Below are 22970 nucleotides of genomic sequence, written 5' to 3'. Positions count from 1 at the left end.
CCGCGATGGCCGCCTCCTCCCTCTCCACGGGCACCCGTGGGCGCGCGGCCGCTTTCCGGCGCGAAAGAAGTGACTCAGGTCACGGAAACGGGGAAGGTAGGCCGTAGCAACCCCACTACAGGGAGGACGAGGATGTCCGCGGCCACGATCCTCAAAACGTTCCATCGCGAGAAGACCGCGCTGCTGACCACCTACCACCAGGACGGCATGACCGCGGTCGACACCCCGGTGCGGATCGCGGTGGACGGCGACCGCGTGCTGTTCCGCGCGTGGGAGGACTCCGGCGAGGCCGAACGGCTGCGCCGGCACCCCGTCGCCGACCTGCGTCCCTGCACGTTCCGCGGCGACCCCAACGGGTTGCCCGTCCGCGGCGGGGTCAAGCCGCTGGAGGGCGGGGAGGCACAGCGCGCCGCGCGGATGCTGAGCCGCAGGCACCCCGTCCTGCAGGGATGGGCGGTCCCGCTGTCGCACCGCCTCGTGCGCCGCCGCACGCTGTACTACGAACTGTGCCCCAGGGACGACGCCGAGATCGAGAGCAACGAGGGCTGCCCCGACTGACCTGCCGCTACGACACCCGCAGCGGCATCACCAGGTAGCGGAAATCGGGCCGGCCGCCCTCCTCCTCGGGGGCGCCGGAGATCACGGCCGGCTTGGTGGGCGTGGTGAAGTTCAGGTGCACGGTGTCGGTCTCGACCGCGGTGAGGCCGTCGAGGAGGTACTGCGGACCGAACGCGACCCTGATCTCCTCGCCCTCGTACCCGGCCTCCAGGACCTCGCGCGCCTGGGCGTCGTCGCCGGAGCCGGCCTCCAGGACGACCTCGCCCCGGGAGAAGGAGAGCCGCAGCGGGGTGCTGCGGTCGGCCACCAGCGCGACCCGCTTCGCCGCCTCGATCAGCGGGGCCGTGGCGACCTGGGCGCGTGCGGCGAACTCGTCGGGGAACCGGGACTCGTACTTGATGAACTCGCTGTCGATGAGCCGGGTCGTGGTGCGCCTGCCGCCGTGCTCGAAGCCGATCATCCCCTCGCCCTGGGAGGATCCGGCGCCGACCGTGGACAGCGCGATGTCGACGTTGCCGCCCGGCAGCAGGGAGCGCGCGGTGTCGGCCAGCGTGCGCGCGGGGACCAGCGCCGAGGCGGTGATGTCGGGCAGCTCCGAGCGCCACCACAGTTCGCGGACGGCCACCCGGTAGCGGTCGGTGGCGGCCAGCGTCAGCGTCTCGCCGGAGAAGGCCAGGTGCACGCCGGTGAGCATGGGCAGCGTGTCGTCGCGGCTGGCGGCCGGCGCCACCTGGCGCACCGCCGCCGCGAAGACGTCGCCGGGGAGCGAGCCGGCGACCTTGGGCATGTCGGGCAGGGTCGGGTAGTCCTCCAGCGGCAGGGTGAGCAGCGTGAACCGCGCGCCGCCGCAGGTGACGAGCACCCGAGAGCCGTCGCAGGCCACCTCCACCGGCTGCGGCGGGAGGTTGCGCGCGATCTCGGCGAGCAGCCGCCCCGACACCAGGACGCCGCCGGGCTCGTCGACGTCGACGTCGACGGCCGCGCGCGCGGAGACCTCGTAGTCGAAGCTGGACAGCCGCAGCCGGCCCGAGGCCGCGTCGGGGATGTCCAGGCGCATGCCCGCGAGCACCGGCACCGCGGGGCGCGCGGGCAGCGCACGGGCGGTCCACGCCACGGCGTCGGCGAACGCGTCGCGGTCAACTCGGAACTTCACGCCGACCTCCAGTCGTCACATCCGGTCACCTCCGGATGAGGACACCGTACCCAGATGAGGCGACAATTCCGCTGGATCGGCGCGGCGGCTCCCGGCCTCCCCGCGCGCAGCGGGACCGGCCGCGGCGCGGGAGGCACGGAAGAAGGCGCCGCTAGATCGGTGTGACGGGATCGGGATGGTCGCAGTCCTCCTACCTCGCAGGACAGAACACGGTGAGTGGTGGGGCTGCCTGACGGCCGCGTCCTCCGCCCAGGCGGCCGCGGCCTGCCGTGCGGCCTTCTTCGCTTCCGGACGGCGGGTGGTCTGGACTCGGAAAGCGGCAGCGAGGGCGGCAGGGGCCCACCTCGGTGGTGGGGTGCGGGCCACCCGGCCGACCACACGGCCGCACAGCACACCTCGGCCGCCGACCACCACCCCCATGCGACCGAGAAAGCCTCAGTCAGGCGTTGGCGCGCAGGGTCCAGACCACGGTCATCGTGCCGGTGACCGTCCCGTCCTCGGTGCGCAGTTCGATTTCGACCGGGAGCTCGGGGCGGGTGCCGGCGTCGAGCTCGGCCACGACCTCCTCCTTGGCGCGGCCCAGCCGGGCCTCGGCGAGCACGGGCCCCATGGCGAGTCTGCGGTAGTGGATCTCGGCGCGCAGCACCAGCGGCACGGCGCGGTCGAGCTGGTCGCCGAAGGAGGCGAGCACGATCGCGCCCGAGGCCGATTCGGCGAGCGTGAACATCGCTCCGGCGTGCGGGCCGCCGACGTGGTTGTGGTGGTCGGCGTCGTCCGGCAGCCGCATGACGGCGCGGCCCTCGTCCAGGTCCACGAACTCCAGTCCGAGTGTGCGCGTGAACGGCACGGAGGCGAGCAGGCCGGATTTCACCGTTTCGGCGTTGTCGAGTGTCATAGCGCCTGATGTTACTCGTCGGTAATCCGTTTGGGAACGGACGACCGGGCGGCGCACAACCTCCGACCTCCTCTTCTTTCCCCGGATCGGGCATGGAAGTCCGGGTTCTGGGCAGGCGGCGAAGGAGCCGAACCTAGGGAAAGGGGATCCGGCCATGAGTGGACCCGTCGACCGCCAGGGGGCGACAGCGGCCGAGCCATCGGCCACTCCTCGCCAGAGGGCCGAGTCGCCGACCGTCGGCCGTCAGGACGCGGCAGTGACCGAGCCGTCAACCGCCGACCTGGTCAAACAGGCATCGGAGCAGATCTCCCATCTGGTCAGGGACGAGCTCCGGCTGGCCCAGGTGGAGATGAAGGAGAAGGGCAGGCACGTCGGCCTGGGGGCCGGCATGTTCGGCGCGGGCGGCCTGGTCGCGCTGTTCGGACTCGGCACCCTGATCGCCGGGCTGGTGCTGCTTCTCGCCCTGGTCCTGCCCGCGTGGGCCTCGGCCCTCATCGTGGCCGCGGTGCTGTTCGCGGTGGCCGGCGTCCTCGCCCTCATGGGCCGCAAGCAGGTCGGGCAGGGCACGCCGATGAAACCCGAGGAGACCACGAGCAGCGTCCAGGCCGACGTCGCGGAGATCAAGGGAAGGGCGCACCCATGACCCAGAACGTTTCCGGAAGCCAGGAGGGCCGCGGGAAGCAGCCCCAGGAGGATCCCGACCTGCTGCGCGCGGAGATCGACCGCACCCGCGCCGAACTCGGCGACACCGTCGAGGCGCTGGCGGCGAAGGCCGACGTGAAGAGCAGGGCGAAGGAGGGCGCCGCACGGGCGGTGGACTCGGTGCGGACGAGCGCGTCCGAGCCGATGACCGAGGGGCGGCGGATCGCGGTGTCGGTGGCCGCGGGGGCCCTCCTCGCAGCGGCCGCAGCCGTCGTGACCGCCAAGCGCGGACGGCGGTGAGGTCGGTGCGGTTCATGTACAAGCCCTTCGGCCTGCTGGCCGGCGTCCTCGGCGGCATCCTGGCCGGTGTCATCTTCAAGCAGGTCTGGAAGCTGGTCGCCGGGCACGAGGACGCCCCCGAGGCGACCAAGGAGGACAGCACCTGGCGGGAGGTGCTGACCGCGGCGGCGATCCACGGAGCGGTCTTCGCGGTGGTCAAGGCGGTGGTCGACCGGGCGGGGGCGACCGGGGTCCGCAGGGTGACCGGCACCTGGCCGGCCAAGCCCGCCAAGGGCAGGAAGAAGTAGACCGGACGGGGAGGGGACCCGATGTCCGACGACGCGCGGCGGGCCGGACCGCCCACGCGGCCGCCCAGCGGCGAAGAGGCGGCCCCCGACACACCCACCGAGCTTCCGGCGCCCTCGTGGTGGGCGTCGCTGAAGCGCACCTTCGGCGAGTTCAGTAAGGACAACCTCAGCGACCTCGCGGCGGGCCTGACCTACTACGCGGTGCTGTCGATCTTCCCGGCCCTGCTGGTGCTGATCTCGCTGCTGGGCCTGGCCGGGCAGTCGGCGACGGACCTGCTGGTGCAGAACATCAGCCGGATCGCGCCCGCCGAGATCGAGCAGGTCCTGATCGCGGCGATCGAGAACCTGCAGCGGAGCCAGACCACGGCCGGCATCTTCGGTCTGGTGAGCCTGGCGCTGGCGCTGTGGTCGGCCTCCGGCTACATCGCCGCGTTCATGCGCGCCTCCAACATCGTCTACGACGTTCCCGAAGGGCGGCCGATCTGGAAGACGCTGCCGATCCGGGTGGGGGTCACGCTGACCCTGGTCGTCCTGCTCACCGTGAGCGCGGTGGCGGTGGTCCTCACCGGCGGCCTGGCCGAGCGGGTGGGGAACCTGCTGGGCGTCGGCCCGATCGCGGTCACCGTCTGGGACATCGCCAAGTGGCCCGTGCTGCTGATCATCGTGAGCTTCATGATCGCTCTGCTGTACTGGGCCTCGCCCAACGCCAAGCGCGGGTTCAGCTGGATCAGCCCCGGCAGCGTGCTGGCCATCGTCATCTGGCTGCTCGCCTCGGCCGCGTTCGCCTTCTACGTCGCCAACTTCGGCTCCTACAACAAGACCTACGGCAGCCTCGCCGCCGTGGTGATCTTCCTGGTGTGGCTGTGGATCTCCAACATCGCGATCCTGCTGGGCACCGAGTTCAACGCCGAGATCGAACGCGGCCGGGCGATCGCCGCCGGGCGTTCGGCCGATGAGGAGCCCTACGTGGAGCTGCGCGACGAGCCCAAGCCCAAGAAGCGCAGGAGGAGACGCAAGGGGTAGCCGAGGGCTCCGCGAGCCCGCTGCGGGAGCGGGAGAAGGGACGGCGGAAGGATGGACCCGGAGGAGTTCCTGCCCTCGCCCGTCGCGCCGCCGCTGCCGGGGCCGGTGCTGCTCACGCAGGACTGGCGTGACGTCGTGTTCCTGCACTGGCCGGTCCCGCCGGAGTCCGTGGCGCACCTGCTGCCGCCGGGCACCCGGCCCGACGTGCTCGGCGGCGTCACCTACGTGGGGATCGTGGCGTTCCGGGTGACCGGCACGCACGTTCTGGGGCGGGTGCCGGTCGGGCGCTTCAACGAGTTCAACGTGCGCCTGTACTCGGTGGACGACCGGGGCCGCCGCGGAGTGGTGTTCATGTCCCTGGACGCCGACTCCCCGCACAACGTGGCGGCCGCCCGACTGCTGGCCGGACTCCGCTACATGTGGGCCGGCACCTCGATCGGCACCGGCCCCGAGGGCCGCATCGGCTACGCCTGCCTGCGCCGCTGCCCGGGACCGCGCGCGGCGACCCGGTTCAGGGTGCGTCCGGGGGACCCCGTCGCGCGCCCGTCCCCGATGGAGGTGTTCGTCACCGCGCGCTGGGGCCTGCACACCCGCGTCCTCGGCGGCACCCGCTGGGTGCGCATCGCCCATCAGCCCTGGAGGCTGCACCGCGCCGAGCTGACGGAGTTCCGGGATTCGCTGGTCGGTGCCGCGGGCATCGCGGTCGGCGAGCGGCCCCCGCCGTCGGTGCTGTGGTCCCCCGGTGTCGACGCGGCCGTGAGCCTCGGGGCCGATCCGACGCCGTGATCCCGGCGGACCCGACCGGTCGGCTGCTCGCGTCCTCCTCGCCGAGAGCCGCCTCGGCGGCGACGCGGTCGTGGGCGGGGTGCCCGGCCTTTTCTTCCGGGGACTCCGTTGGGCCGTGCCCCGGCGGGTGGGTGGGGAGGTTTGCCGGGGCGCGGCGGTCTCATGGGTGGATGAGCGGGGGACGGGGGCGGGGCCGCCGCCCTGCTCGTGTGGTGCGGGTTGCCGGGGTCTTCGGGGGTGTCTGCCCGCATTCGTCGCAGCGCTGTTGCCAGCTTTGGCCGTGGGCGTCGAGGTGGCGTCCGGTGTGGCCGACGGGGCGTATGCAGGTGAGGGGCCGCTGTTCGGGGCCGGGTCCTTCCTGAGCGGGGCGGTGCTGGTCGCAGGTGTCGCCGAGCCATTGGGCGATCCGGCGCAGGATCGCCACGGAGGTGTCGCGGGCGCCGCCGAGCCAGTAGGCGCGGTCCTGGGTGCCTTCGACGATGTCGTCGGCCATGGTGCGCAGCAGGCGGGCCTCATCGGGGGTGAGGTCGAGCATTCAGATCACCCCGGCCGTGATCGGCCGCCGCCCGCGGGCGGGGCGGTGGTCGAGGTAGGGGCGGACATAGGACGGCGGCGTGAACGCGGTCAGCGCGAAGTCGAGGGTGTCGGGGTCGCCGGCGGCCAGCACGATGCCGGTCCTGGCGCGGTGGTGGGCCTGGTACGGCGCGGCCTGGCCGGGGGCGTAGGCCAGGTGCCAGCGGTGCCGGTGGCGTGCGCCGAGCTCGCCGAACCGGTCGGAGTCGGGCACCGCCACCGGCGCGGCGGCGTAGGAGCGGGGGCGCTTGGCCCGCCGCTCTTTGGGCCTCGGTTCGGGGACCGGGCTCTTACGGCTTGCCCGGGGCACCGGGGGCCATGGGGTGCGGGCGTGGCGCGGGGGCGGCTGGTTCGGACGCCGCCGCGCCTCGAACAGGGACGCGTAGAGGGTCCGGATGAGTCGCATGGGCGAACTCCTCGGGAGCGAGGCCGGATGGGAGGTCCGGCCGGGGAATAGGTTGCTCACCCATCGTTACTCTGAAGCTTCATGGTTTCAAGCTTTCATGTAAAGCTTGTTCATAAAAATTTTCATCAGCCATAGCCACTTCATGTCTGGAAGCTTCATCCATGAGCGATTCGCGTACTTCACGGTCCGCCCGTAGCATCCGAGAAGCAGGTCAAAGCCCAGGAGAGAACATGGCCGAACAGCGGCAGTCCATCCGCCGCCGACGCCTGTCCGCAGAGCTGAAGCGAGCTCGCCAAGACGCGAGCATGACCGTTGAGGACGTCGCGAACGCCACCGAGTGGTCGATGGGCAAGATCAGCAACATCGAAACCGGCGTGCGTCTGCGCCCGACCGTCATGGAGATCAAAGGGCTGCTGGACATCTATGGCGTTACCGATGAGCGTCGTCGCGAGGCGGTCCTCGACCTCACCCGGCAAGCACGCGAGCGCGGCTGGTGGTCGAAGTACAGCGACATCTTCACGGATGACTTTCCGGCGTTCGAAGCCGAGGCCCGAAGCATCCACACCTACGAGCTGGCCATCATCCCCGGACTACTGCAGTCGCCCGGCTACGTCGAACTGATGATGCGGGCCCTGCTTCGCCGGAACCCGCTGGACATCGACCGCGTACTTGAGACACGCAAGCGGCGTCAGGCGATCCTGGACCGCGCGAACAGCCCTGAGCTCTGGGCTGTCATCGACGAGGCGGCGCTACTGAGGTTCCGATCTGCCGAAGAGGCGTTTCGAGAGCAGGTTCAGCATCTGATCGATGTCGCCGAAGCCGACAATACGGTGACGATTCAGGTCCTGCCCTTCGCTTCCGGGATGCATGCTGGAGTCAGAGGACCGTTCGTGGTCCTGGACTTCGCCGAATTCGTGAACCCCGTGGTCTACCTGGAAACCGACACCGATGGGCTCTACCTGGAGGAGCCGGAAGAGGTGGACCGTTACCGGCGTCTCTTCGATCATGTAAGGACATCAGCGCGTTATCCGGACGCATCACTTCAGATGCTGAAGGACCTGCTCTAGGAAGCCGAGATGACCAACCTGTTCCCAAACGACAGCCTGCAGTTCTGCAAGTCGAGCTACAGCGACCGCAACAACTGCGTCGAGGTTGCCCGCTTCGAACATGGAGCCGCTGTCCGCGACTCAAAGAAGCCTGAGTGCGGTCACCTGGCGTTCGCCGCCACAGAGTGGCAGGCGTTCATCAGCGACCTCAAAAACGGCGCCCTGTAGGCGGCTGTCCGCAAGACAGCGTGAGACCCCCGGCGACGCCGGGGGCCTCACACAACCTATTCCCGCGCTCATGCTACCCCGCTGCGGAACCGCCCACCAGGCAGCGCATCCGGCGCGCGCCCATTTGACCTGCGGCAGGCGGGCGCGTCGTCCGCGGTCCCGCACCGGAACGGGTGGGCGTAAGGTCGTTGCCGTGTTCTCGACGAAGGCGGAGGGGGACCGGCCATGAGCGCCGAGGGAAGCACGAAGGCGGTGGTGACCGCGCTGGTCGCCAACATGGGGATCGCCGTCACCAAATTCGTGGCCTACCTGCTGACGGGCTCCTCGTCCATGCTGGCCGAGTCGATCCACTCGGTCGCCGACTCCGGCAACCAGGCGCTGCTGCTGATCGGCGGCAGGCGCGCCCGGCGGCAGGCGACGCCGGAGCACCCGTTCGGCTACGGCAGGGAGCGCTACATCTACGCGTTCATCGTCTCGATCGTGCTGTTCAGCCTGGGCGGGCTGTTCGCGCTGTACGAGGCGTGGCACAAGCTCAGCGATCCGCACCCGATCACCAGTTGGCACTGGGTGCCGATCGTGGTGCTGCTGGTGGCGATCGCCCTGGAGTCGATGGCGCTGCGGACCGCGGTCAAGGAGTCCAACGCCGTGCGCGGCAACGCGAGCTGGGTGCGGTTCGTCCGCAACTCCAGGTCCCCGGAGCTTCCGGTCATCCTGCTGGAGGACACCGGTGCGCTGTTCGGCCTGGTCTTCGCGCTCATCGGCGTGAGCATGACCCTGATCACCGGCAACGGCGTCTGGGACGGTCTGGGAACCGCCGCGATCGGGATCCTGCTGGTGGTGATCGCCGTCGTGCTCGCGCTGGAGACGAAGAGCCTGCTGATCGGCGAGTCCGCCACCCGCGAGCACACCCGGCTGATCGAGCGGGCGATCGCGGCCGGTGAGCGCGGAAGCACCCTCATCCACATGCGGACCATGCACCTGGGCCCGGAGGAGCTGCTGGTGGCGGCCAAGGTCGCGATCGACCACGACGACACGGCCGCCGACGTCGCGCGGGCCGTCAACGGCGCCGAGGCGCGGATCCGTGAGGCCGTCCCGATCGCCCGGTTGATCTACCTGGAACCCGACATCCTGCGGGGCAGCCCGTCGGCGGACCCCGACGAGCCGGCGTCCGGGACGACGCCGCTGTAGGAGGCCGGCGGCCTCTCACCGGCGTTCGACGGTCGGGTTCGCACAGGGGGTCGGCTGTCGCGGTGCGCACAAGCCGCCTGCGGCACAGCGGATCCGGGCCCCGGCGTTCCCGCCTCGTCCGCGAACGCAGCGGTCAGAGTTCGATCAGCCGATCATGGCGAGGAAGACCAGCCCGATGGCGTAGACGGCGAACATCGCCACCCCCTCGAAGCCGATCCCCTCGCGCTGGCGGCGGATCAGCCCGGCGGCGACGAGCAGGTTGAGGACCACGCCGAGGCCGATGACCAGGAGGACCTCTCGGTTGACGGCGGCGTAGATAGAGCCCTCGCGGTAGACGATGTCGGAGGCCGACAGGAACAGCATGTCGAAGCCGTTGCCGCCGATGATGTCGCCGATGGCCAGGTGCAGCGCCCGGATCCGCACGGCGTAGAGCACGGTGACGAGCTCGGGCATCGAGGTGACCACACCGGTGATGACGGCGCCGACGAAGCCGCCGGACAGTCCCGTCTGCTCGGCCACGGAGAGCCCGGCCTCGCCGATGACGTAGCCGGTGACGGCCACGACCGCGGCCAGCACGGCGAACTTGAGCCACATGGCGCGCAAGGACTCGTCCGGGCGCTCGGCCGCGGGGTCCGGTTCGTCGTGCCGGGTGAAGCGGGTGGGTTCGACCCGCCACATCGGGTTGTTGCCGACGTGCCGGGACAGCCGGAGCCAGTACCAGTAGACGAAGATCAGCACCAGCGAGGCCGGGTGCACTCCGGCCACGGTGATCTGCGGGCCCGCACCGGCGATGAGCACGATGCCGAACATGGTGGACAGGCCGACCGGGGCCAGCAGGTTCGGCAGCGAGGCCGCGGCGTGTTCGAGGTTGGCGCGCCGGTAGAACAGGTCGGCGAGCGCGATGAAGGTGGTCTGCAACGCGATCCCGCCCAGCGCGTTGTTCATCGCGAAGACCGCCTCCCCGCGCACGGCGCCGAGGACGCTGGTGATGAGCCCGGGCAGCGCGGTCACGGCGCCGATGAGGATGATGCCGGCCATGGTCTCGCCCCACCCGGTCCGGTCGGCGAGCCGGTCGACGAGCCGGGTGAACGGTCCGCCGCCCACGATCAGCACCACCGCCGCGACCACGAGCGTCACGGCGCTGAGCCACACCGGCATGTCCTGCATCGCTTCTCCTCGCTTCCCGGCGCCCGCCGACGGGCATCGCCTCGCACGCGAAAGGCCGCTCCCCCTGCGATCGGGCGGCCCTCCTTTTCGCCTGCTGCCCGAGAGACGGCGCTCCATGCCCACGCGGGCACCGGCTCCGGCGGACCCCCGTACCCCGACGCCCGGCCCTCCGGCGCCGCACCGGGTGCGCCGGGTGCGCCGGGTGCGCGCCGCGCGATCACCAAGGGTGGCCGCCATCGGCCATCGGCCGGGGTCCGGCCCGCGGCGGCACGCGGGCCGACCCCCGGCTGAGCGGCGCGTCCGTCCAGGTGACGGCGTCGATGACCCAAAAGGTCGTGCCGGTTCCGGCCATCGGGATGTTTACGTCCCGTGATCCGGGGAGGCTGATGCGTGGACGCCATGGGCGCCGCGCTGCCACGGCACCCACGGCGAGTCCCTGCAGGGATGGCGGAGAGACAACCGGCCAACCGACCCCGGGGAGTGACCAATGGGCGAGTGCTCTGATGTCGACTGGACGGCATTGAGCGACGACGACCTGCTCGAACACGTGCTGTCCGTGCTCGACCAGGATCCGCACCCGAAGTGGGTGGGCGAGATGTTCCGGGCGATCCGCGCCGCGGGGATCCCGACCCAGCGCGACGGCGCGCGGGAGGCGGTGCGCTGACGCCTTCCCTCCGGCCGGGGCCGGTCCCCGACGCCCCGGCCGCTTCGCAAGGCGCGGCGGGCGGCGGCCGGGGCCGGCCCGCGCCGCGTCACCGCCCCCGCTGCCTCTCGTGGGCGAGCCGGCCGGCGACATAGGTCGCCCGGACCGCCCGGTCGTCGCCCATGATCGACAGGACGAACATCGTCTCCTCGATCGACTCCGCCCGCTGGGTGCGGAACTCCATCAGCGGGGTGGCGCGCGGGTCGAGCACGACGAAGTCGGCCTCGCGCCCCGGGGCCAGCGTGCCGATCCTGTCGTCGAGGCCCAGCGCCCTGGCGCCGCCCAGGGTGGCGAGGTAGAAGGCCCTGAGCGCCGGGACGGGGTAGCCGCCCAGCGCGGCGACCTTGTAGGCCTCGTTCATCGTGACCAGCATCGAGAAACTGGTCCCCGCCCCGATGTCGGTGCCGAGGCCGACGTACACGGGGCGCCCGGGGTCCTTGGCCGAGCTGAGGCTGAACAGGCCCGACCCGAGGAACAGGTTCGACGTGGGGCAGTGGGAGAGCGCCGTGCCGGTCTCGTGGCAGCGGGCGAACTCGTCCTCGGTGAGGTGCACGCCGTGCGCGTACATCGCGCGCGGCCCGAGCAGGCCGTGGTGGTCGTAGACGTCCAGGTAGCCCTTTCGCTCGGGGAAGAGCTCCTTGACCCACGCGATCTCGTCGGTGTTCTCCGAGACGTGGCTGTGCACGTAGGTCCCCGGGTGCTCCTTCCACAGGGTGCCCGCTGCCGCCAACTGCTCGGGGGTGCTGGTCGGGGCGAACCGCGGCGTGATCGCGTACATGGCGCGCCCGCGGCCGTGCCACTTCTCGATCAGCCCCTTGGACCGCTCGTATGCCCTCTGCGGGGTGTCGAGCAGGTCCTCGGGGGCGTTGCGGTCCATGAGCACCTTGCCGGCGATCATCCGCATCCCCCGCCGCTCGGTCTCGGCGAACAGGCAGTCCACCGACAGCGGGTAGGTCGCGCAGAAGGTCAGCGCGCTGGTGGTGCCGTTGCGCAGCAGCGCGTCGCAGAAGACCTCGGCGACCTTCCCGCAGTACTCGGGGTCGTCGAAGCGCTGCTCGGCGACGAAGGTGAACTCGTTGAGCCAGTCGATCAACTGCTCGCCGAAGGCCCCGATGATCTCGGTCTGCACGTAGTGGACGTGGGTGTCGATGAAGCCGGCGGAGATCAGGCACCCGGGGTAGTGGGCGGGCTCGACGCCGTCCGGGAGCCGGTCCCTGGTCTCGCTGTACGGGCCGACGGCGTGGATCAGCCCGTCCGAGCAGATCAGCAGCCCATCGGGTTCGTGCACGAAGGCCGCCTCGGGGCCCACCAGAAAGGGGTCGTCGCGGAAGTAGATCAGTTCCCCGCGCACGGCGGTCGTTGCGGCGCGTGCGTCACCGCTGGTTCCGGTCATCGGCCCTCCCCTTCGACCGCGGCGCGGTGATCGCGCCGCGGATCGGCGATCCCCTCGTCGGCACGGACAGTGCCGATCCACTACCAAGCGTAACGATCGGAGCCGGGAGGCGGCGGTGAACACCGGAACCGGACGGGAGCCGTTCCCCCCCGTGGCCGGACCGGGGCGGACCGGGGCGGACCGGGGCGGGTCGACCGGGCCGGGCCGAAGGTGCCGGCGGGCCGGTCGGCGGTGGTGCCCCGCTGCGGCCGCACCGGGTGGCGCGGCCGCGGCGGGGCGGGCGGTCAGCCGCCTTCGGGGGTGGCCCACTCGACGAGCTGGACGACGACGCCGTTGGGGTCGGTGACCTGGAACAGCCGCTCGCCCCACGGCTCCTCCCGCAGCGGCATGGTGATGGCGACCCCCTCGCCGCGCAGGCGGGCCTCCTCCGCGGCGAGGTCGGTGACGACGAAGGCGACGATGATCCCGTCGGCGTGCCGGTCGCGGAAGCCCTCGGGCAGGACCTCGATGCCGCGCCTGAGCAGGACGACGCTCATGGCGGCGTCGTCGCGGCCGAGGGAGGCGAAGCCGTCGGCCGCCATCACCTCGCGGAAGCCGAAGTGGGTGGTGAAGAACGCGCTGGACGCGGCGACGTCGTCGACGGTCAGCGACACGGCGGAAGAAGTGACCTGCACGGTGGGGCTCCTCGGGTGTTCGCGGGTGGGACGAGCAATCGATGTACGAAGTACAGAGTACTAGGTACAACGTTCTGTGTGCGAAAATGTTCCCGTGCCCATCGAACGCAGTAGCGCAGGCGATCCCGCCCGTACCCTGGAGCTGCTGTGGCGGGAGCCCGGCCGCGGCACGTCGGGGCGCGGCCCCAGGCAGGGGCGCACGGTCGACGAGGTCGTCGACGCGGCGATCGGGATCGCCGACGAGGCCGGCCTGGAGTCGGTGACGATGCGCAAGGTCGCCCAGGCCCTCGGCGTCGTCCCCATGTCGCTCTACACCTACGTGCCCGGCAAGGCCGAGCTCCTGGACCTCATGCTCGACACCGTCTACGGCCGGATGCCGCGCACCGACCGGACCGGCGAACCGTGGCGCGCGCGGGTCGAGGGGGTGGCGCGCGAGAACCGGGAGCTGTTCGAGCGGCACCCCTGGGCCGCTCGGGTCTCGACCGTGCGGCCGCCGCTGGGGCCCGGCGTCATGGCCAAGTACGAGCACGAGCTCGCGGCGTTCGACGGGCTGGGGCTCACCGACGTCGAGATGGACGCCGCCCTCACCTACCTGCTCGGCTTCGTCCAGACCACGGCCAGGATGGCGGCCGACGTGCGCGGCGCCCGGCACGACAGCGCCATGGACGACGAGCAGTGGTGGGAGGCCAACCAACCACTGCTCGCCCGGGTGTTCGACGAGACCAGGTACCCCGTCGCCGCGCGCGTGGGCGGCGCCGCCGGAGCCGCCCACCAGGGGGCCTACGGCCCCGACCACGCCTACGAGTTCGGGCTCCGCCGCGTCCTCGACGGCCTCGGCGCCCTCATCGACGCGCGCGCGGGCAGCGGGACCGACCAGTCCCGCCGACCTTGACCTTGAGATTCAACCTCGATCACCGGGGGTTGTGAAGGCCCGCCCCAGGAGGGATGGCGTGCGGGTGGGCGATTTCTGTCCAGGGGCCTTCGGCCACGCGAGAGGATCGCCCAGTCACCGCGGATCCCACCTGCGGCTGAGGTCACAAGACCCCCTGAGGCCGGGGACGGCGTGCACCGTCGTCCAGTCACCGCGGATCCCACCCGGGGCTGATGTCAAAGACCCCCGGTGGCCGAGGTTGAGACCCGAGTCGACCTTGTGGAGGTCAAGACCGCCGGGACGACAGCCGAGTCAGGTCAGCTCAAGTCCTCCGTCGACCGTAAGGATCTGGCCGGTCAACCAGGCCGTGTGCGCGTCGGCCAGGCGCAGGATCCAGGCGGCGACCTCGACCGGCTCGCCGCGCCGCCCCAGCGGGATGCGGTCGGCCTCGTCGCTCTTGATCCGCTCGATCGCGTCGTCGGGCAGACCTGCGGCCGCGAGGGCCTCGCTCTCGGTGGGGCCGGGGGCGACGGCGTTGACCCGGATCCGGTGCGGAGCCAGTTCCAGCGCCCAGCTGCGGGTGAGCTGCTCCAGCGCGGCCTTTGAGGCGGCGTAGTGGGCGGCGCCCGGCATGGGGCGGTGCCCGTAGGTGCTGGACACGTTCACGATCGCGCCCCGCGAGGCCCGCAGGTGCTCCAGCGCGGCGCGGGCGAGCAGGCTGGGCGCGGTGACGTTGAGGCCCATCAGGTCGGCGACGCGCGAGGCCGTGACCTCGGCCAGCGGCATCGGGGCGGTCGCCCCCGCGTTGTTCACCAGCACGTCGACCCGGCCCCACCGCTCGACCGCGGCGCCGACGACCGATTCGGCCGCGTCCTCCTCCCGGAGGTCGGCGGGGAAGGCGGTGATGCCCGGGTGCAGCCGCGCGGTGTCCGCGAGGGCCTCGGCCCGGCGCCCCACGCCGAGGACGTCGGCTCCGGCCCGGGCGAACGCGACGGCGGTGGCGCGCCCGATCCCGGATCCGGCCCCGGTCACGATCGCGGCCCGGCCGGCGAGGTCGCCGGCCGCCGGTTCTGCTGCGCTCACGGTGACTCCTTCGTTCGAAGTTCATCGAATACCGAATGAAGTTATCATGGGAACATGAAGGAGCAGCGCCACCCCGACATCGCCGAGATCACGCTGACGCGCCTGCTGACCGCACTCGGCGACCCCGTCCGGATCGGACTGGTGCGGGTGCTCTCCGACGACCGGGAGCGGGGGTGGGGGGAGCTGCGCGCGCCCGTCGCCAAGTCCACGCTGAGCCACCACCTGAAGGTGTTGCGCGACGCCGGGGTCACGCGGACCCGCCAGGAGGGCACCCGCTGCTTCGTCCGGCTGCGCCGGGCCGACCTCGACGATCGGTTCCCCGGGGTGCTGGCCGCGCTGCTGGCCGCCGCCGAGGCCGACGGGACCGGCGACGAGGTGAGCGCGGCCGACCAGTCCCGCCGATCTTGACCTTGCGGGGGTCGAAATCGCTCGAATAAGCCCGATAAGGCCAAGAAGCGCCGGCGAGAGAACCCGGGCCACGCGGCTTCCGCAGACCTCAGTACTCGCAGTGCCCGCGGGCAGCTGTGTCGCGGTCCGAGCACCGAAGTCCGGCACGGTCGATGTCCGGGACTCGCGCAGCCCCGACCTCGGACACCTCTCGTTCCCGGCCGAGAACGGCGCGCGTTCCCCGCGGACGTGGAGTCCTGTGCCAAGACATGCGGCGGCCCCTCGGAACACGGGTTTCGAGGGGCCGTTCTACGCGGCGCGGCACCGGTGGCCGACCGCCGATGCGGACCCACCCGTCCGCGGTCACCAGCGGTGGTGCACCTGGGGGCGGACCAGCTCGTCGTAGATGTCGCGCACCGCGGCGTGCACCGACTCGGGCAGCGGGGCGAACCCGGCGGCCGCGGCGTTGCCGCGCGCCTGCTCGGCGTTGCGGGCGCCCGGGATCACCGTGCTCACGCCCGGCTGGTCCAGGATCCAGCGCAGCGCGAACTGGGCCATGGTCATACCTTCGGGGATCAGCTCCCGGATGCGCTCCACCGCGGCCAGGCCGGTCTCGTAGTCCACGCCGGAGAACGTCTCGCCCACGTCGAAGGCCTCGCCGGCGCGGTTGAAGGTGCGGTGGTCGTCGTCGGCGAACGTGGTGACGGCGGTGTACCTGCCCGAGAGCAGGCCGCTGGCCAGCGGGACCCGGGCGATGATGCCGACCCCGGCCGAGCGGGCCGCGGGCAGCACCTCCTCCAGGGGCTTGTGGCGGAACGCGTTCAGGATGATCTGCACGCCGGCCACGCCCGGGCGCTCGATGGCGGCCAGGGCCTGGGCGCAGGTCTCCACGCTCACCCCGTAGGCGCGGATGCGCCCCTCGGCGACCATCGCGTCCAGGTCGTCGAACACCGCGTCGACCGAGTACACGGCCGTGGGCGGGCAGTGCAGCTGCACCAGGTCGATGGTGTCCACGCCCAGGTTGGCGCGGGAGCGGTCGTTCCAGGCCCGGAAGTTCTCCGGGTTGTAGGCGGCGGACTCCTGGTCGACGCGCCGCCCCATCTTCGTGGCCACCGTCAGTTCGGGATGCTCCTTGAGCACTCGCCCGACCAGCCGCTCGCTGCGGCCGTCGCCGTACACGTCGGCGGTGTCGATGAAGGTGACGCCGGCGTCGACCGCCGCGCGCAGCGCCGTCAGCGCGTCGTCCTCGCTGACGTCGCCCCACGAGGCGCCGATCTGCCACGCGCCGAACCCCACCGCGCCGACGTCCCTGCCGGTCCTACCGAGCTTGCGTTTCTCCATGGGGACCGATCCTACGCCCGCGCGCCGATCCGCCTGGAAGCGCTCCCATTCGATCGGCGAACGCGGCCGCTACGCCGCCGCCGTCACCAGTCCGGGCGCGACCAGCAGGAGCGCGCCCATGCCGGCCAGCAGCGCGCCGAACGCGCGGCCGAACAGCTCACCGCCGGGCAGGACCTTCTCCACCACGATCACCGCGGCGATGCCGGCCATCCAGGCCAGGCTCATCACCCCCGCGGCCAGCAGGACCGCCATCAGCGCCCAGCAGCAGCCGAGGCAGTAGCCGCCGTGGCCGACGCCGACCAGCAGCGCCCCTCTCCTGCTCCGGACGGCCTGGTCCGCGTACCTGACGACCAGCGCCAGCGGCGACCGGCAGCGCACCAGGCACCACCGCTTGAGCGGCGTGAACTGGTAGGCGCCAGCGATGAGCAGCACGGCGGCCCCCGCGCGCACGGCGATCGCGTCCCCTCCCATGGCGACGGCGTCGAATCCGCGCACGACGAGGTAACCGAGTACCCCGACCGCACCCCACACGAGCAGGTAGCCGACCGTCAACGCGGGCAGGGTGCCGGGTCTGGCGCGCGCCCTGATGAGCCGGCTGACCCCCACCATGAACGGGGCGATGCCGGGCAGCATCATCGCCGCCATCATCACGACCCAGGTGAGCAGGAACAGGCCGAAGGCGATCAGCGGCGACCGCGGATCCGGCTCCATCGGGTGCGCCCCGGTGAGGATCCCCATCCGCATGCCGGGCATGGCCAGGCCGCCGGTGAGCAGCCAGGCGGCCGCCGCCAGCGCGAGCAGGGTCCCGGCCAGGAGCAGCTCGGCCCTCGACCACGTGCGCGGCGGGGGCACGCCGCGCACCTGCGTCCGCCGGACCACCTCAGGACCCGTCCGGCCCGGACCAGTCGAACGGGATGAGCTTGCTGGAGCGGCCGGAGCGGTCCCATTGGAAGCCGAAGGCGTCGGCGCGGTCGGTGGTGGCCATGCCCCAGGTCGCGGCGCCCTGCCCCGGCCCCACCTCGGCCCCGGGGAGGTTGTGCACCTGCACCCGCGCGCCCTCCGCGGCGGTCGGGCCGGTCAGCGCCTCGACCACGGCCTCGGCCCTGCCCGGCACCCGCACGCTCCACGCGGCGAGGTCGTCGGCGATCGAGGCCTCGATCGGGGCGTACTCCATTCCCCTCATCTCGGGGTCGAACATCGCGCCGAACTGCGCCGGCCAGCCGCCGGCCTCGCCGCCGAAGATGGTCTGCAGCGCTTCGCGCTGTTTCTCGTCGGCGCGCTCGTCGATGAAGACGGCGGCGTAGCGGTCGGTGGCACCACTCCACACGTTGCCGGTGAACGAGCCGAGCATCGCGACGTTGAGGCCGTCGAGCCGGGTGCCGCCGTAGTCGCCCTCGCGGACGTGCCACAGCAGGACGCCGTCGCAGTCGCCGTAGGTCGGCGGCCGGGCGAACGAGCAGGGGCACGGGACCTCGCATTTGCACGCGTCGAACCAGTCGCCCTTGAGGTGCCATTTCTGGGCCGTGGGAGTAGTCATGGCGTCCCCCCGATGTGCGCCGAAACGGACTACCCTCCGATTGTCCTCCCGCACCCCCTCACCTGGGAATACGACCGGAGAGCTTTCCGCCGTCGAGAAAGGCGTTGCCGCGCCGGGGCCGGGCGGCGACACTGGGCCGCATGCTGTTTCCCCCGCGCGCCGTGCGCGGCGTCCGGGTCCACTACGCCCGGCCGAGCTGCCAGGGCGGCACCGCCGACGTCTCGGTGGACTTCGAGCCGCTGCCCGATGGCGCGCCCGGGTTCGAGTTCGTCGACGCCGTGGACTGGTCCCGGTCGGCCGACGATGCCGTGCCGCCGGAGGAGCTGCGGGACTGCGCCGACGCGGTCGGCGAAGGCGTCCTGCTCACCCTCTCGGGCGTGCCGTGGACGGAGATGGTGCTGAGCGCACCGGGGACCGTGCGCGGCCACCGGTTCCGCTTCCCGCCCGGCGACGCCGACGCCCCCGGGACGTTCGCCCACGCGCTCGCCCGGGGCGTCCCGCTGCTCGGCGAGGCCGACCGCCCGCTCATCGCCACCAGGGTGGTGCTCCGACGGGCCCGGCACAGCATCATCGACTCCTTCCCCGGCGTCTTCCGTCGAGCCGGACACCAGGCGGCACGCAAGGCGATCAGCCGGACCGACGGGCTCCCCTTCACCCTCGCTCCGGGCGACCGTGCGTGAGCGCAGCGACCGATCGGGGAGGCGCGGCGGCCGGTCGGGATGGACACGTCGGACGGTCAGCCGCGGACCCGCCCGGTCGGCGGGCGGAGATCGTGTTCGCCGACCGCCCTGCCCCTGGACACGCGGAAACCCCCGGCGATCCGACGTCTTGCCTGTTCGGCGGGGGTTTCCTGTGCTGGTGGCGGAGGGTGTGGGATTTGAACCCACGAGGCCCCGTAAGGACCTAGCGGTTTTCAAGACCGCCTGTCACTGAACCAGCGGACACATGCTGACCTGCGCGGACTTTGCTTTTCGGCGGTCCGGTGACTCCAACCATTCCGCACATGTTCCGCGCTCCCTGATTCCCGTTCTTCGGTCGGCTCCGCGCGGCGAGTCGGGAGGAAGCAGAGTGGGGCAACCTTCGGCACCCACGGTACGCCCCGCCCTCGGCAACCACAGCGGCGGGCAACCACGGTCCTCGGTCCGAGGTGCTCGGTCGCGCCGGCGCCTGAGCACAGACAGTCAGGGCCGCGCGACCGAGTGCCTCGGGACCTGAGGACGCCGGCAACCATGGCCTGATGCGGCCAACGGATCGCCTGCCGGAAACGTCAATTTTGGCGATGCTGGAGCGAATCACACCGTGATGGGATTCCTCCGGCACCGGCCTGCCCCACGTGCCTCCGGCCGGGTGCTCGGGACCGGGCGTCAGCCCGCAGCCCGAGCACCCGGCCGGGAGCACGCCGGCGCCTTGATCTCATATAGCCAGATTCGGCAAAGAAAACGCACATGACGCCAGTATGGGTAACTCTTACCGTCGCTGCTGCAGCGGCTTTAGCTGCCGTGGTCTCCGCTATAATCGCAGCGCTTTCCGCTCGGACCACAAAAACTAAAGAATTAGAAGCAGGCAGGGTTCGTGATCTTGAGTCTAGGATCTCAGAGAAAAAATATGATACATACAAGCCCGCTATTGATGTATTTGGAAGGATGTTAGACAAGGACGGAAGAGAAAACCTGGACCTTAAAGAGGTAAACAAGAAAATATTGGACTTTAGAACCTGGATCACCATCTACGGCTCGGACGGCGCAGTTAGAAGCTTCAATAATTTCATGCAGGCGAGCTTCAATTCGGCACCCCCGACTATACTACTTAGGTTGTTCTCTGACTTCGTGCTCGAGGCAAGGAGGGATATCGGCAATCCCGATACTGATTTAACAGTAAACGACGTTCTAGCTTCTCGAATAAAAGATCTTTACTCTGGATCGGATCTCGGCAACATCCAGGACTCCATTGAAGACCTCTCGGAGTCCTACGGCTGGACCCCTCCCTGGCTTAAACACTAACTGATTTTGGAGATTCAAATGCCAGCTAAGCTTCGAATGTCGCGAGACGATGTACACCGGGAGATTCAAGATTCTATTGATCGATATTCAAATTGGCGCTACTCTCCTCACACAAGCAAGGCCGAGCGAGAAACTTTCCTAGCAGCATATAGAACTTGGGATGAATTCAATAAACGCCTCTTGGATCGCGCTTTCACCTCTGTCTCACTCTTTGAATCCAGCCCTAGGTCTGAATACTCAACTCTTCAAGACATTAAGTTGGACACACTTGAATCTCTTGACGATGAGAACATGGCGCTTCTTCTACATAATGCAGACGAGAAGAAGAGGCGGCTTGAGTCCATCCTGTCCTCACTCTCTCTTTACGAAGAAGAGGTCCCGACTGAATCAACTAGTAACGCCGACAATGACAACGAACCAAATACGAGGGAAGAGTCCCCAGAAAAGTCCACTATATTTTTGATCCATGGGCGTGACACCTCTTCACGAGAGACTGTTCACAGATTCGTTTCCGAAATCACTTCAGCGCAAGTTGTCACCCTATCAGAGATGCCAAATAAGGGGCAGACTATTATTGAAAAGTTTTCTACACACATGAAGAAGTCTTCTTACGCAATTGTCATCGCTACAGGCGACGACGAAGGCCGCCTGAAAAGCACTGATGACTTTAATTTGCGTGCACGACAAAACGTAATATTCGAACTTGGCTTCGCTTTTGCATCTCTCGGGAGGGAGAATGTTGCCGTTCTCTATCAGGACGGCGTTGAGCTTCCTAGTGATGCATACGGGATTGCTTACACCGAGCTTGACGCGAAGGGGGCATGGAAGCTCGAGCTGATGGGAGAGCTCAAGGCCGCAGGAATAGATATTGACACCGAATCATATTTCCGCAACAAGAGGTAGAGATCACGTTTGTTTCATCTCTTCTCACAATTCCAGCTCGGCAGTGCTGACCTAGCCACTACTGTCATTGGCCACTTTCCAGGTGCGTTCGAAGCTTTGCAGGTAGGTTGCTGCCATGTCGCGGCTCGCTCGGCCGTCGATGTGGAAGACCGGGGTGGTCGATGCCGGGGCGCCGTAGACGTGTTGGTTGATGAGCAATTGGTCATCGGCGCGGTAGATCGAGTTGTACAGGACCGTTTGGTGTAGCCGGAGATCGATGCCCTCGACGCCGAGCAACGGACGGTAGAGCACGAGGGCGTTGCGGACTTTGGCCGGCATGGCGTCGCCGATAACCTCTTCCTCTCCCCATTGCCGGACGTGTGGGCTGTCCGGGTCGCCGAGGAGGATGCGCACTTTGACTCCGGCGCGTGCTTTGCGTTCGAAGAGGCGCAGGATTCCTGTGTCGTCTGCTAGGAAAAGGCCGCTGTAGACAAGTACGCCGATCTCCTCCTCGGCAGACTCGAAGAGCTCGCGCCATACTTCGTGCGGGACGGTCCAGCGGTGTGGGTAGACGCGCTGTGTCCCTGTCGCGGTTGCCGGGGGCACTTCGGCTTTCTTGGCCTCGGTCTCGGGCCAGAGCTTGCCCTCTGGGACTCCGACGAGATCGGCGATGGCCCAGCGGTGGCGGGGATAGGGCTTCTGGCCGGTGATCCAGCGGCGGACGGTCTTGGGGTCCACGCCCAGGCGGGCCGCGGCTTCGGTGTCAGTCAGGCGTGCGGCGGCCAGTGCCTGGCGTAGAACCTCGTTCACGTCGGCGACCTCCGGCGGGAACCTCCCCGGCGTCCTCTTCCACTCCACGTGAGGCAAGGCGGGCCGGCATCGATCCGGAGATCGTCGCGTGGCAGCAGGAGCCTGCATCGGTGGGCTACCATCTTGGGCGTGGGGATCCCTGCGGTCCCCCACTGGAGGGTTCGCATAGCGGCCGAGTGCGGCGCTCTTGAAAAGCGCTAGGTCGGTAGCCCCGACCTCGTGGGTTCAAATCCCACACCCTCCGCACGATCGCGCGGTAGCCCGTGCCCACTGGATCCCCAGTGGGCACGGGCTACCGCGGCTTAGAGGGTGGAGTTCCGTCTTCACGGCACGGTCCTGTACAACTCGATCTACCGCGCCGATGATCAGATGCTCGTGAACACCCACGTCTACGGGGCTCCCGCTGCCAACGCGCCGGTCTTGCACCTGCGCAAGATCGTCGGCGGCGGCATGGTCAACACCTACGCCGAGAGCTTCGAACGGGTGTGGAGCCAATCCGCACCGCTCGACTGAAGGAGAGCGACCTTGGCACGTCGCATCGACTACTACGACGACCCCCGGGCCCCGGCAGCCAACAGCCTCGTCCCCTCGGTGAACGTGATCGTGGCCAACGACCGCGACGAGATCCTGATGATCCGCCGCTCCGACAACGGCAACTGGGCCGTCCCCGGCGGAGCCGTCGACCTCGGCGAGTCCGTTCCCGAGGCCGCGATCCGCGAGACCCGCGAGGAAACCGGGATCGAGTGCGAGATCACCGGGATCTCGGGGATCTACAGCGACCCCAAACACATCATCCTGTACACGAGCGACGGCGAGGCCCGCCAGGAGTTCTCCATCGTCCTCTTCGCGCGCCCCGTCTCCGGCGAGCCCACGCCCAGCGACGAGTCCCGCGAAGTCCGCTGGGTGCCCAAGGCCGACATCGCGGACTACGACATGGACCGCTCAATGCGGCTACGCATCAGCCACCACCTGGACCGACACCAGACACCCCACATCGGCTAGCCGGCCGCGCTTACCCGTTCCTGAGACACCGCGGA

The 22970-nt window shown here is 69.7% G+C and carries 29 protein-coding genes and 1 tRNA gene; 18 read left to right on the top strand and 12 right to left on the bottom strand.

Going from position 1 to position 22970, the window contains the following annotated elements; genetic code table 11:
* The first annotated feature begins 132 nt into the window (after positions 1 to 132).
* On the top strand, positions 133 to 558 hold the full coding sequence (locus tag HDA32_RS29825; RefSeq protein ID WP_179646311.1) for a PPOX class F420-dependent oxidoreductase: 426 nt from the start codon (positions 133 to 135) through the stop codon (positions 556 to 558).
* A gap of 7 nt (positions 559 to 565) precedes the next feature.
* Here the strand turns inward: HDA32_RS29825 and dnaN are convergent, their stop codons facing one another.
* Together dnaN and HDA32_RS29815 are read right to left on the bottom strand one after the other, a co-directional pair.
* A complete protein-coding gene (gene dnaN / locus HDA32_RS29820; protein ID WP_179646310.1) occupies positions 566 to 1711 on the bottom strand; it encodes a DNA polymerase III subunit beta in 1146 nt (381 codons plus the stop codon).
* Between the two features lie 439 nt (positions 1712 to 2150).
* A complete protein-coding gene (locus HDA32_RS29815) occupies positions 2151 to 2606 on the bottom strand; it encodes a DUF4442 domain-containing protein (RefSeq protein WP_179646309.1) in 456 nt (151 codons plus the stop codon).
* 256 nt (positions 2607 to 2862) lie between these two features.
* Here HDA32_RS29815 and HDA32_RS29810 point away from each other — a divergent pair, with 256 nt between their 5' ends.
* The 5 genes from HDA32_RS29810 to HDA32_RS29790 are packed head-to-tail and all read left to right on the top strand — an operon-like array spanning position 2863 to position 5644.
* Positions 2863 to 3249: a phage holin family protein gene (locus HDA32_RS29810; RefSeq protein ID WP_312863387.1), complete on the top strand. Its 387-nt coding sequence runs from the start codon at positions 2863 to 2865 to the stop codon at positions 3247 to 3249.
* A complete protein-coding gene (locus HDA32_RS29805) occupies positions 3246 to 3548 on the top strand; it encodes a DUF3618 domain-containing protein (RefSeq protein ID WP_179646307.1) in 303 nt (100 codons plus the stop codon). The genes HDA32_RS29810 and HDA32_RS29805 overlap by 4 nt, the downstream gene beginning before the upstream one ends.
* 14 nt (positions 3549 to 3562) lie before the next feature.
* Entirely contained in the window at positions 3563 to 3835 is a 273-nt protein-coding gene (locus HDA32_RS29800) for a DUF4235 domain-containing protein (protein ID WP_179646306.1), read from the top strand.
* Positions 3836 to 3856: 21 nt separating this feature from the next.
* Positions 3857 to 4858: a YihY/virulence factor BrkB family protein gene (locus HDA32_RS29795; protein ID WP_179646305.1), complete on the top strand. Its 1002-nt coding sequence runs from the start codon at positions 3857 to 3859 to the stop codon at positions 4856 to 4858.
* Between the two features lie 51 nt (positions 4859 to 4909).
* A complete protein-coding gene (locus tag HDA32_RS29790; protein ID WP_179646304.1) occupies positions 4910 to 5644 on the top strand; it encodes a YqjF family protein in 735 nt (244 codons plus the stop codon).
* Between the two features lie 160 nt (positions 5645 to 5804).
* Here HDA32_RS29790 and HDA32_RS29785 read toward each other — a convergent pair whose 3' ends face one another.
* Together HDA32_RS29785 and HDA32_RS29780 are read right to left on the bottom strand one after the other, a co-directional pair.
* Positions 5805 to 6179 (bottom strand): hypothetical protein, encoded by a 375-nt coding sequence (locus tag HDA32_RS29785; RefSeq protein ID WP_179646303.1) that lies wholly within the window; start codon positions 6177 to 6179, stop codon positions 5805 to 5807.
* Positions 6180 to 6623 (bottom strand): hypothetical protein, encoded by a 444-nt coding sequence (locus tag HDA32_RS29780; RefSeq protein ID WP_179646302.1) that lies wholly within the window; start codon positions 6621 to 6623, stop codon positions 6180 to 6182.
* 230 nt (positions 6624 to 6853) lie between these two features.
* On the opposite strand from HDA32_RS29780, the gene HDA32_RS29775 reads away from it, so the two are divergent.
* From HDA32_RS29775 to HDA32_RS29765, 3 genes are all read left to right on the top strand, one after another.
* Positions 6854 to 7690 carry a helix-turn-helix domain-containing protein gene (locus tag HDA32_RS29775; protein WP_179646301.1) on the top strand — a complete coding sequence of 279 codons (837 nt, stop codon included), beginning with the start codon at positions 6854 to 6856 and terminating at the stop codon, positions 7688 to 7690.
* A 9-nt stretch (positions 7691 to 7699) separates the two neighbouring features.
* Positions 7700 to 7897 carry a DUF397 domain-containing protein gene (locus HDA32_RS29770; protein WP_179646300.1) on the top strand — a complete coding sequence of 66 codons (198 nt, stop codon included), beginning with the start codon at positions 7700 to 7702 and terminating at the stop codon, positions 7895 to 7897.
* A 225-nt stretch (positions 7898 to 8122) separates the two neighbouring features.
* Positions 8123 to 9085 (top strand): cation diffusion facilitator family transporter, encoded by a 963-nt coding sequence (locus HDA32_RS29765; protein WP_179646299.1) that lies wholly within the window; start codon positions 8123 to 8125, stop codon positions 9083 to 9085.
* 144 nt (positions 9086 to 9229) lie between these two features.
* Here the strand turns inward: HDA32_RS29765 and HDA32_RS29760 are convergent, their stop codons facing one another.
* On the bottom strand, positions 9230 to 10252 hold the full coding sequence (locus HDA32_RS29760; RefSeq protein WP_179646298.1) for a sodium:calcium antiporter: 1023 nt from the start codon (positions 10250 to 10252) through the stop codon (positions 9230 to 9232).
* Between the two features lie 487 nt (positions 10253 to 10739).
* On the opposite strand from HDA32_RS29760, the gene HDA32_RS29755 reads away from it, so the two are divergent.
* Positions 10740 to 10916 carry a hypothetical protein gene (locus tag HDA32_RS29755; protein ID WP_179646297.1) on the top strand — a complete coding sequence of 59 codons (177 nt, stop codon included), beginning with the start codon at positions 10740 to 10742 and terminating at the stop codon, positions 10914 to 10916.
* An 88-nt stretch (positions 10917 to 11004) separates the two neighbouring features.
* Here HDA32_RS29755 and guaD read toward each other — a convergent pair whose 3' ends face one another.
* Positions 11005 to 12348: a guanine deaminase gene (gene guaD, locus HDA32_RS29750; RefSeq protein ID WP_179646296.1), complete on the bottom strand. Its 1344-nt coding sequence runs from the start codon at positions 12346 to 12348 to the stop codon at positions 11005 to 11007.
* A 284-nt stretch (positions 12349 to 12632) separates the two neighbouring features.
* Entirely contained in the window at positions 12633 to 13022 is a 390-nt protein-coding gene (locus HDA32_RS29745; protein WP_179646295.1) for a VOC family protein, read from the bottom strand.
* A gap of 94 nt (positions 13023 to 13116) precedes the next feature.
* Here HDA32_RS29745 and HDA32_RS29740 point away from each other — a divergent pair, with 94 nt between their 5' ends.
* Entirely contained in the window at positions 13117 to 13914 is a 798-nt protein-coding gene (locus HDA32_RS29740) for a TetR/AcrR family transcriptional regulator C-terminal domain-containing protein (protein ID WP_179646294.1), read from the top strand.
* 291 nt (positions 13915 to 14205) lie between these two features.
* Here HDA32_RS29740 and HDA32_RS29735 read toward each other — a convergent pair whose 3' ends face one another.
* Positions 14206 to 14976, bottom strand: coding sequence for an SDR family NAD(P)-dependent oxidoreductase (locus HDA32_RS29735; protein ID WP_179646293.1), 771 nt, complete (start codon positions 14974 to 14976; stop codon positions 14206 to 14208).
* 54 nt (positions 14977 to 15030) lie between these two features.
* On the opposite strand from HDA32_RS29735, the gene HDA32_RS29730 reads away from it, so the two are divergent.
* Positions 15031 to 15384 carry an ArsR/SmtB family transcription factor gene (locus HDA32_RS29730; RefSeq protein WP_179646292.1) on the top strand — a complete coding sequence of 118 codons (354 nt, stop codon included), beginning with the start codon at positions 15031 to 15033 and terminating at the stop codon, positions 15382 to 15384.
* A 342-nt stretch (positions 15385 to 15726) separates the two neighbouring features.
* Here the strand turns inward: HDA32_RS29730 and HDA32_RS29720 are convergent, their stop codons facing one another.
* The 3 genes from HDA32_RS29720 to HDA32_RS29710 form a co-directional block, all read right to left on the bottom strand.
* Complete coding sequence (locus HDA32_RS29720) at positions 15727 to 16704, bottom strand: aldo/keto reductase (protein ID WP_179646290.1); 978 nt, start codon at positions 16702 to 16704, stop codon at positions 15727 to 15729.
* A 69-nt stretch (positions 16705 to 16773) separates the two neighbouring features.
* Positions 16774 to 17556 (bottom strand): DUF2182 domain-containing protein, encoded by a 783-nt coding sequence (locus HDA32_RS29715; RefSeq protein ID WP_218882653.1) that lies wholly within the window; start codon positions 17554 to 17556, stop codon positions 16774 to 16776.
* A 28-nt stretch (positions 17557 to 17584) separates the two neighbouring features.
* Positions 17585 to 18241, bottom strand: coding sequence for a DUF1326 domain-containing protein (locus tag HDA32_RS29710; RefSeq protein ID WP_179646288.1), 657 nt, complete (start codon positions 18239 to 18241; stop codon positions 17585 to 17587).
* Between the two features lie 140 nt (positions 18242 to 18381).
* Here HDA32_RS29710 and HDA32_RS29705 point away from each other — a divergent pair, with 140 nt between their 5' ends.
* The 3 genes from HDA32_RS29705 to HDA32_RS29695 all read left to right on the top strand — a co-directional run bounded on the left by HDA32_RS29705 (position 18382) and on the right by HDA32_RS29695 (position 21144).
* Positions 18382 to 18921, top strand: a complete 540-nt coding sequence (locus tag HDA32_RS29705; RefSeq protein ID WP_179646287.1) for a hypothetical protein — start codon at positions 18382 to 18384, stop codon at positions 18919 to 18921.
* Between the two features lie 765 nt (positions 18922 to 19686).
* Positions 19687 to 20241, top strand: a complete 555-nt coding sequence (locus HDA32_RS29700; protein WP_179646286.1) for a hypothetical protein — start codon at positions 19687 to 19689, stop codon at positions 20239 to 20241.
* Positions 20242 to 20259: 18 nt separating this feature from the next.
* Positions 20260 to 21144, top strand: coding sequence for a TIR domain-containing protein (locus tag HDA32_RS29695; protein WP_179646285.1), 885 nt, complete (start codon positions 20260 to 20262; stop codon positions 21142 to 21144).
* A gap of 51 nt (positions 21145 to 21195) precedes the next feature.
* Here the strand turns inward: HDA32_RS29695 and HDA32_RS29690 are convergent, their stop codons facing one another.
* Positions 21196 to 21933 (bottom strand): XRE family transcriptional regulator, encoded by a 738-nt coding sequence (locus tag HDA32_RS29690; RefSeq protein WP_312863386.1) that lies wholly within the window; start codon positions 21931 to 21933, stop codon positions 21196 to 21198.
* A 154-nt stretch (positions 21934 to 22087) separates the two neighbouring features.
* Here HDA32_RS29690 and HDA32_RS29685 point away from each other — a divergent pair.
* From HDA32_RS29685 to HDA32_RS29675, 3 genes are all read left to right on the top strand, one after another.
* Positions 22088 to 22177: transfer RNA gene (locus tag HDA32_RS29685), tRNA-Ser, on the top strand.
* A gap of 65 nt (positions 22178 to 22242) precedes the next feature.
* A complete protein-coding gene (locus HDA32_RS29680) occupies positions 22243 to 22446 on the top strand; it encodes a hypothetical protein (RefSeq protein WP_312863385.1) in 204 nt (67 codons plus the stop codon).
* Between the two features lie 12 nt (positions 22447 to 22458).
* The gene (locus HDA32_RS29675; RefSeq protein WP_179646284.1) at positions 22459 to 22935 is read left to right on the top strand and encodes an NUDIX hydrolase; all 477 of its coding nucleotides are present in this window, start codon (positions 22459 to 22461) and stop codon (positions 22933 to 22935) included.
* Positions 22936 to 22970: the final 35 nt, after the last annotated feature.

The sequence above is a fragment of the Spinactinospora alkalitolerans genome, from assembly GCF_013408795.1.
GTDB classification, from domain to species: domain Bacteria; phylum Actinomycetota; class Actinomycetes; order Streptosporangiales; family Streptosporangiaceae; genus Spinactinospora; species Spinactinospora alkalitolerans.
The sequence above is the reverse complement of the archived record's forward strand: the minus strand, read 5'-3'. Positions and strand labels throughout refer to the sequence as shown.

Coding starts and splice junctions, on each gene's coding strand:
- HDA32_RS29800 (WP_179646306.1), top strand. CDS start 3,563: ATGTACAAGCCCTTCGGCCTGCTGGCCGGCGTCCTCGGCGGCATCCTG.
- HDA32_RS29710 (WP_179646288.1), bottom strand. CDS start 18,241: ATGACTACTCCCACGGCCCAGAAATGGCACCTCAAGGGCGACTGGTTC.
- HDA32_RS29720 (WP_179646290.1), bottom strand. CDS start 16,704: ATGGAGAAACGCAAGCTCGGTAGGACCGGCAGGGACGTCGGCGCGGTG.
- HDA32_RS29790 (WP_179646304.1), top strand. CDS start 4,910: ATGGACCCGGAGGAGTTCCTGCCCTCGCCCGTCGCGCCGCCGCTGCCG.
- HDA32_RS29815 (WP_179646309.1), bottom strand. CDS start 2,606: ATGACACTCGACAACGCCGAAACGGTGAAATCCGGCCTGCTCGCCTCC.
- HDA32_RS29730 (WP_179646292.1), top strand. CDS start 15,031: ATGAAGGAGCAGCGCCACCCCGACATCGCCGAGATCACGCTGACGCGC.
- HDA32_RS29795 (WP_179646305.1), top strand. CDS start 3,857: ATGTCCGACGACGCGCGGCGGGCCGGACCGCCCACGCGGCCGCCCAGC.
- HDA32_RS29780 (WP_179646302.1), bottom strand. CDS start 6,623: ATGCGACTCATCCGGACCCTCTACGCGTCCCTGTTCGAGGCGCGGCGG.
- HDA32_RS29755 (WP_179646297.1), top strand. CDS start 10,740: ATGGGCGAGTGCTCTGATGTCGACTGGACGGCATTGAGCGACGACGAC.
- HDA32_RS29695 (WP_179646285.1), top strand. CDS start 20,260: ATGCCAGCTAAGCTTCGAATGTCGCGAGACGATGTACACCGGGAGATT.
- HDA32_RS29760 (WP_179646298.1), bottom strand. CDS start 10,252: ATGCAGGACATGCCGGTGTGGCTCAGCGCCGTGACGCTCGTGGTCGCG.
- guaD (WP_179646296.1), bottom strand. CDS start 12,348: ATGACCGGAACCAGCGGTGACGCACGCGCCGCAACGACCGCCGTGCGC.
- HDA32_RS29785 (WP_179646303.1), bottom strand. CDS start 6,179: ATGCTCGACCTCACCCCCGATGAGGCCCGCCTGCTGCGCACCATGGCC.
- HDA32_RS29825 (WP_179646311.1), top strand. CDS start 133: ATGTCCGCGGCCACGATCCTCAAAACGTTCCATCGCGAGAAGACCGCG.
- HDA32_RS29770 (WP_179646300.1), top strand. CDS start 7,700: ATGACCAACCTGTTCCCAAACGACAGCCTGCAGTTCTGCAAGTCGAGC.
- HDA32_RS29705 (WP_179646287.1), top strand. CDS start 18,382: ATGCTGTTTCCCCCGCGCGCCGTGCGCGGCGTCCGGGTCCACTACGCC.
- HDA32_RS29700 (WP_179646286.1), top strand. CDS start 19,687: ATGACGCCAGTATGGGTAACTCTTACCGTCGCTGCTGCAGCGGCTTTA.
- HDA32_RS29805 (WP_179646307.1), top strand. CDS start 3,246: ATGACCCAGAACGTTTCCGGAAGCCAGGAGGGCCGCGGGAAGCAGCCC.
- HDA32_RS29775 (WP_179646301.1), top strand. CDS start 6,854: ATGGCCGAACAGCGGCAGTCCATCCGCCGCCGACGCCTGTCCGCAGAG.
- HDA32_RS29765 (WP_179646299.1), top strand. CDS start 8,123: ATGAGCGCCGAGGGAAGCACGAAGGCGGTGGTGACCGCGCTGGTCGCC.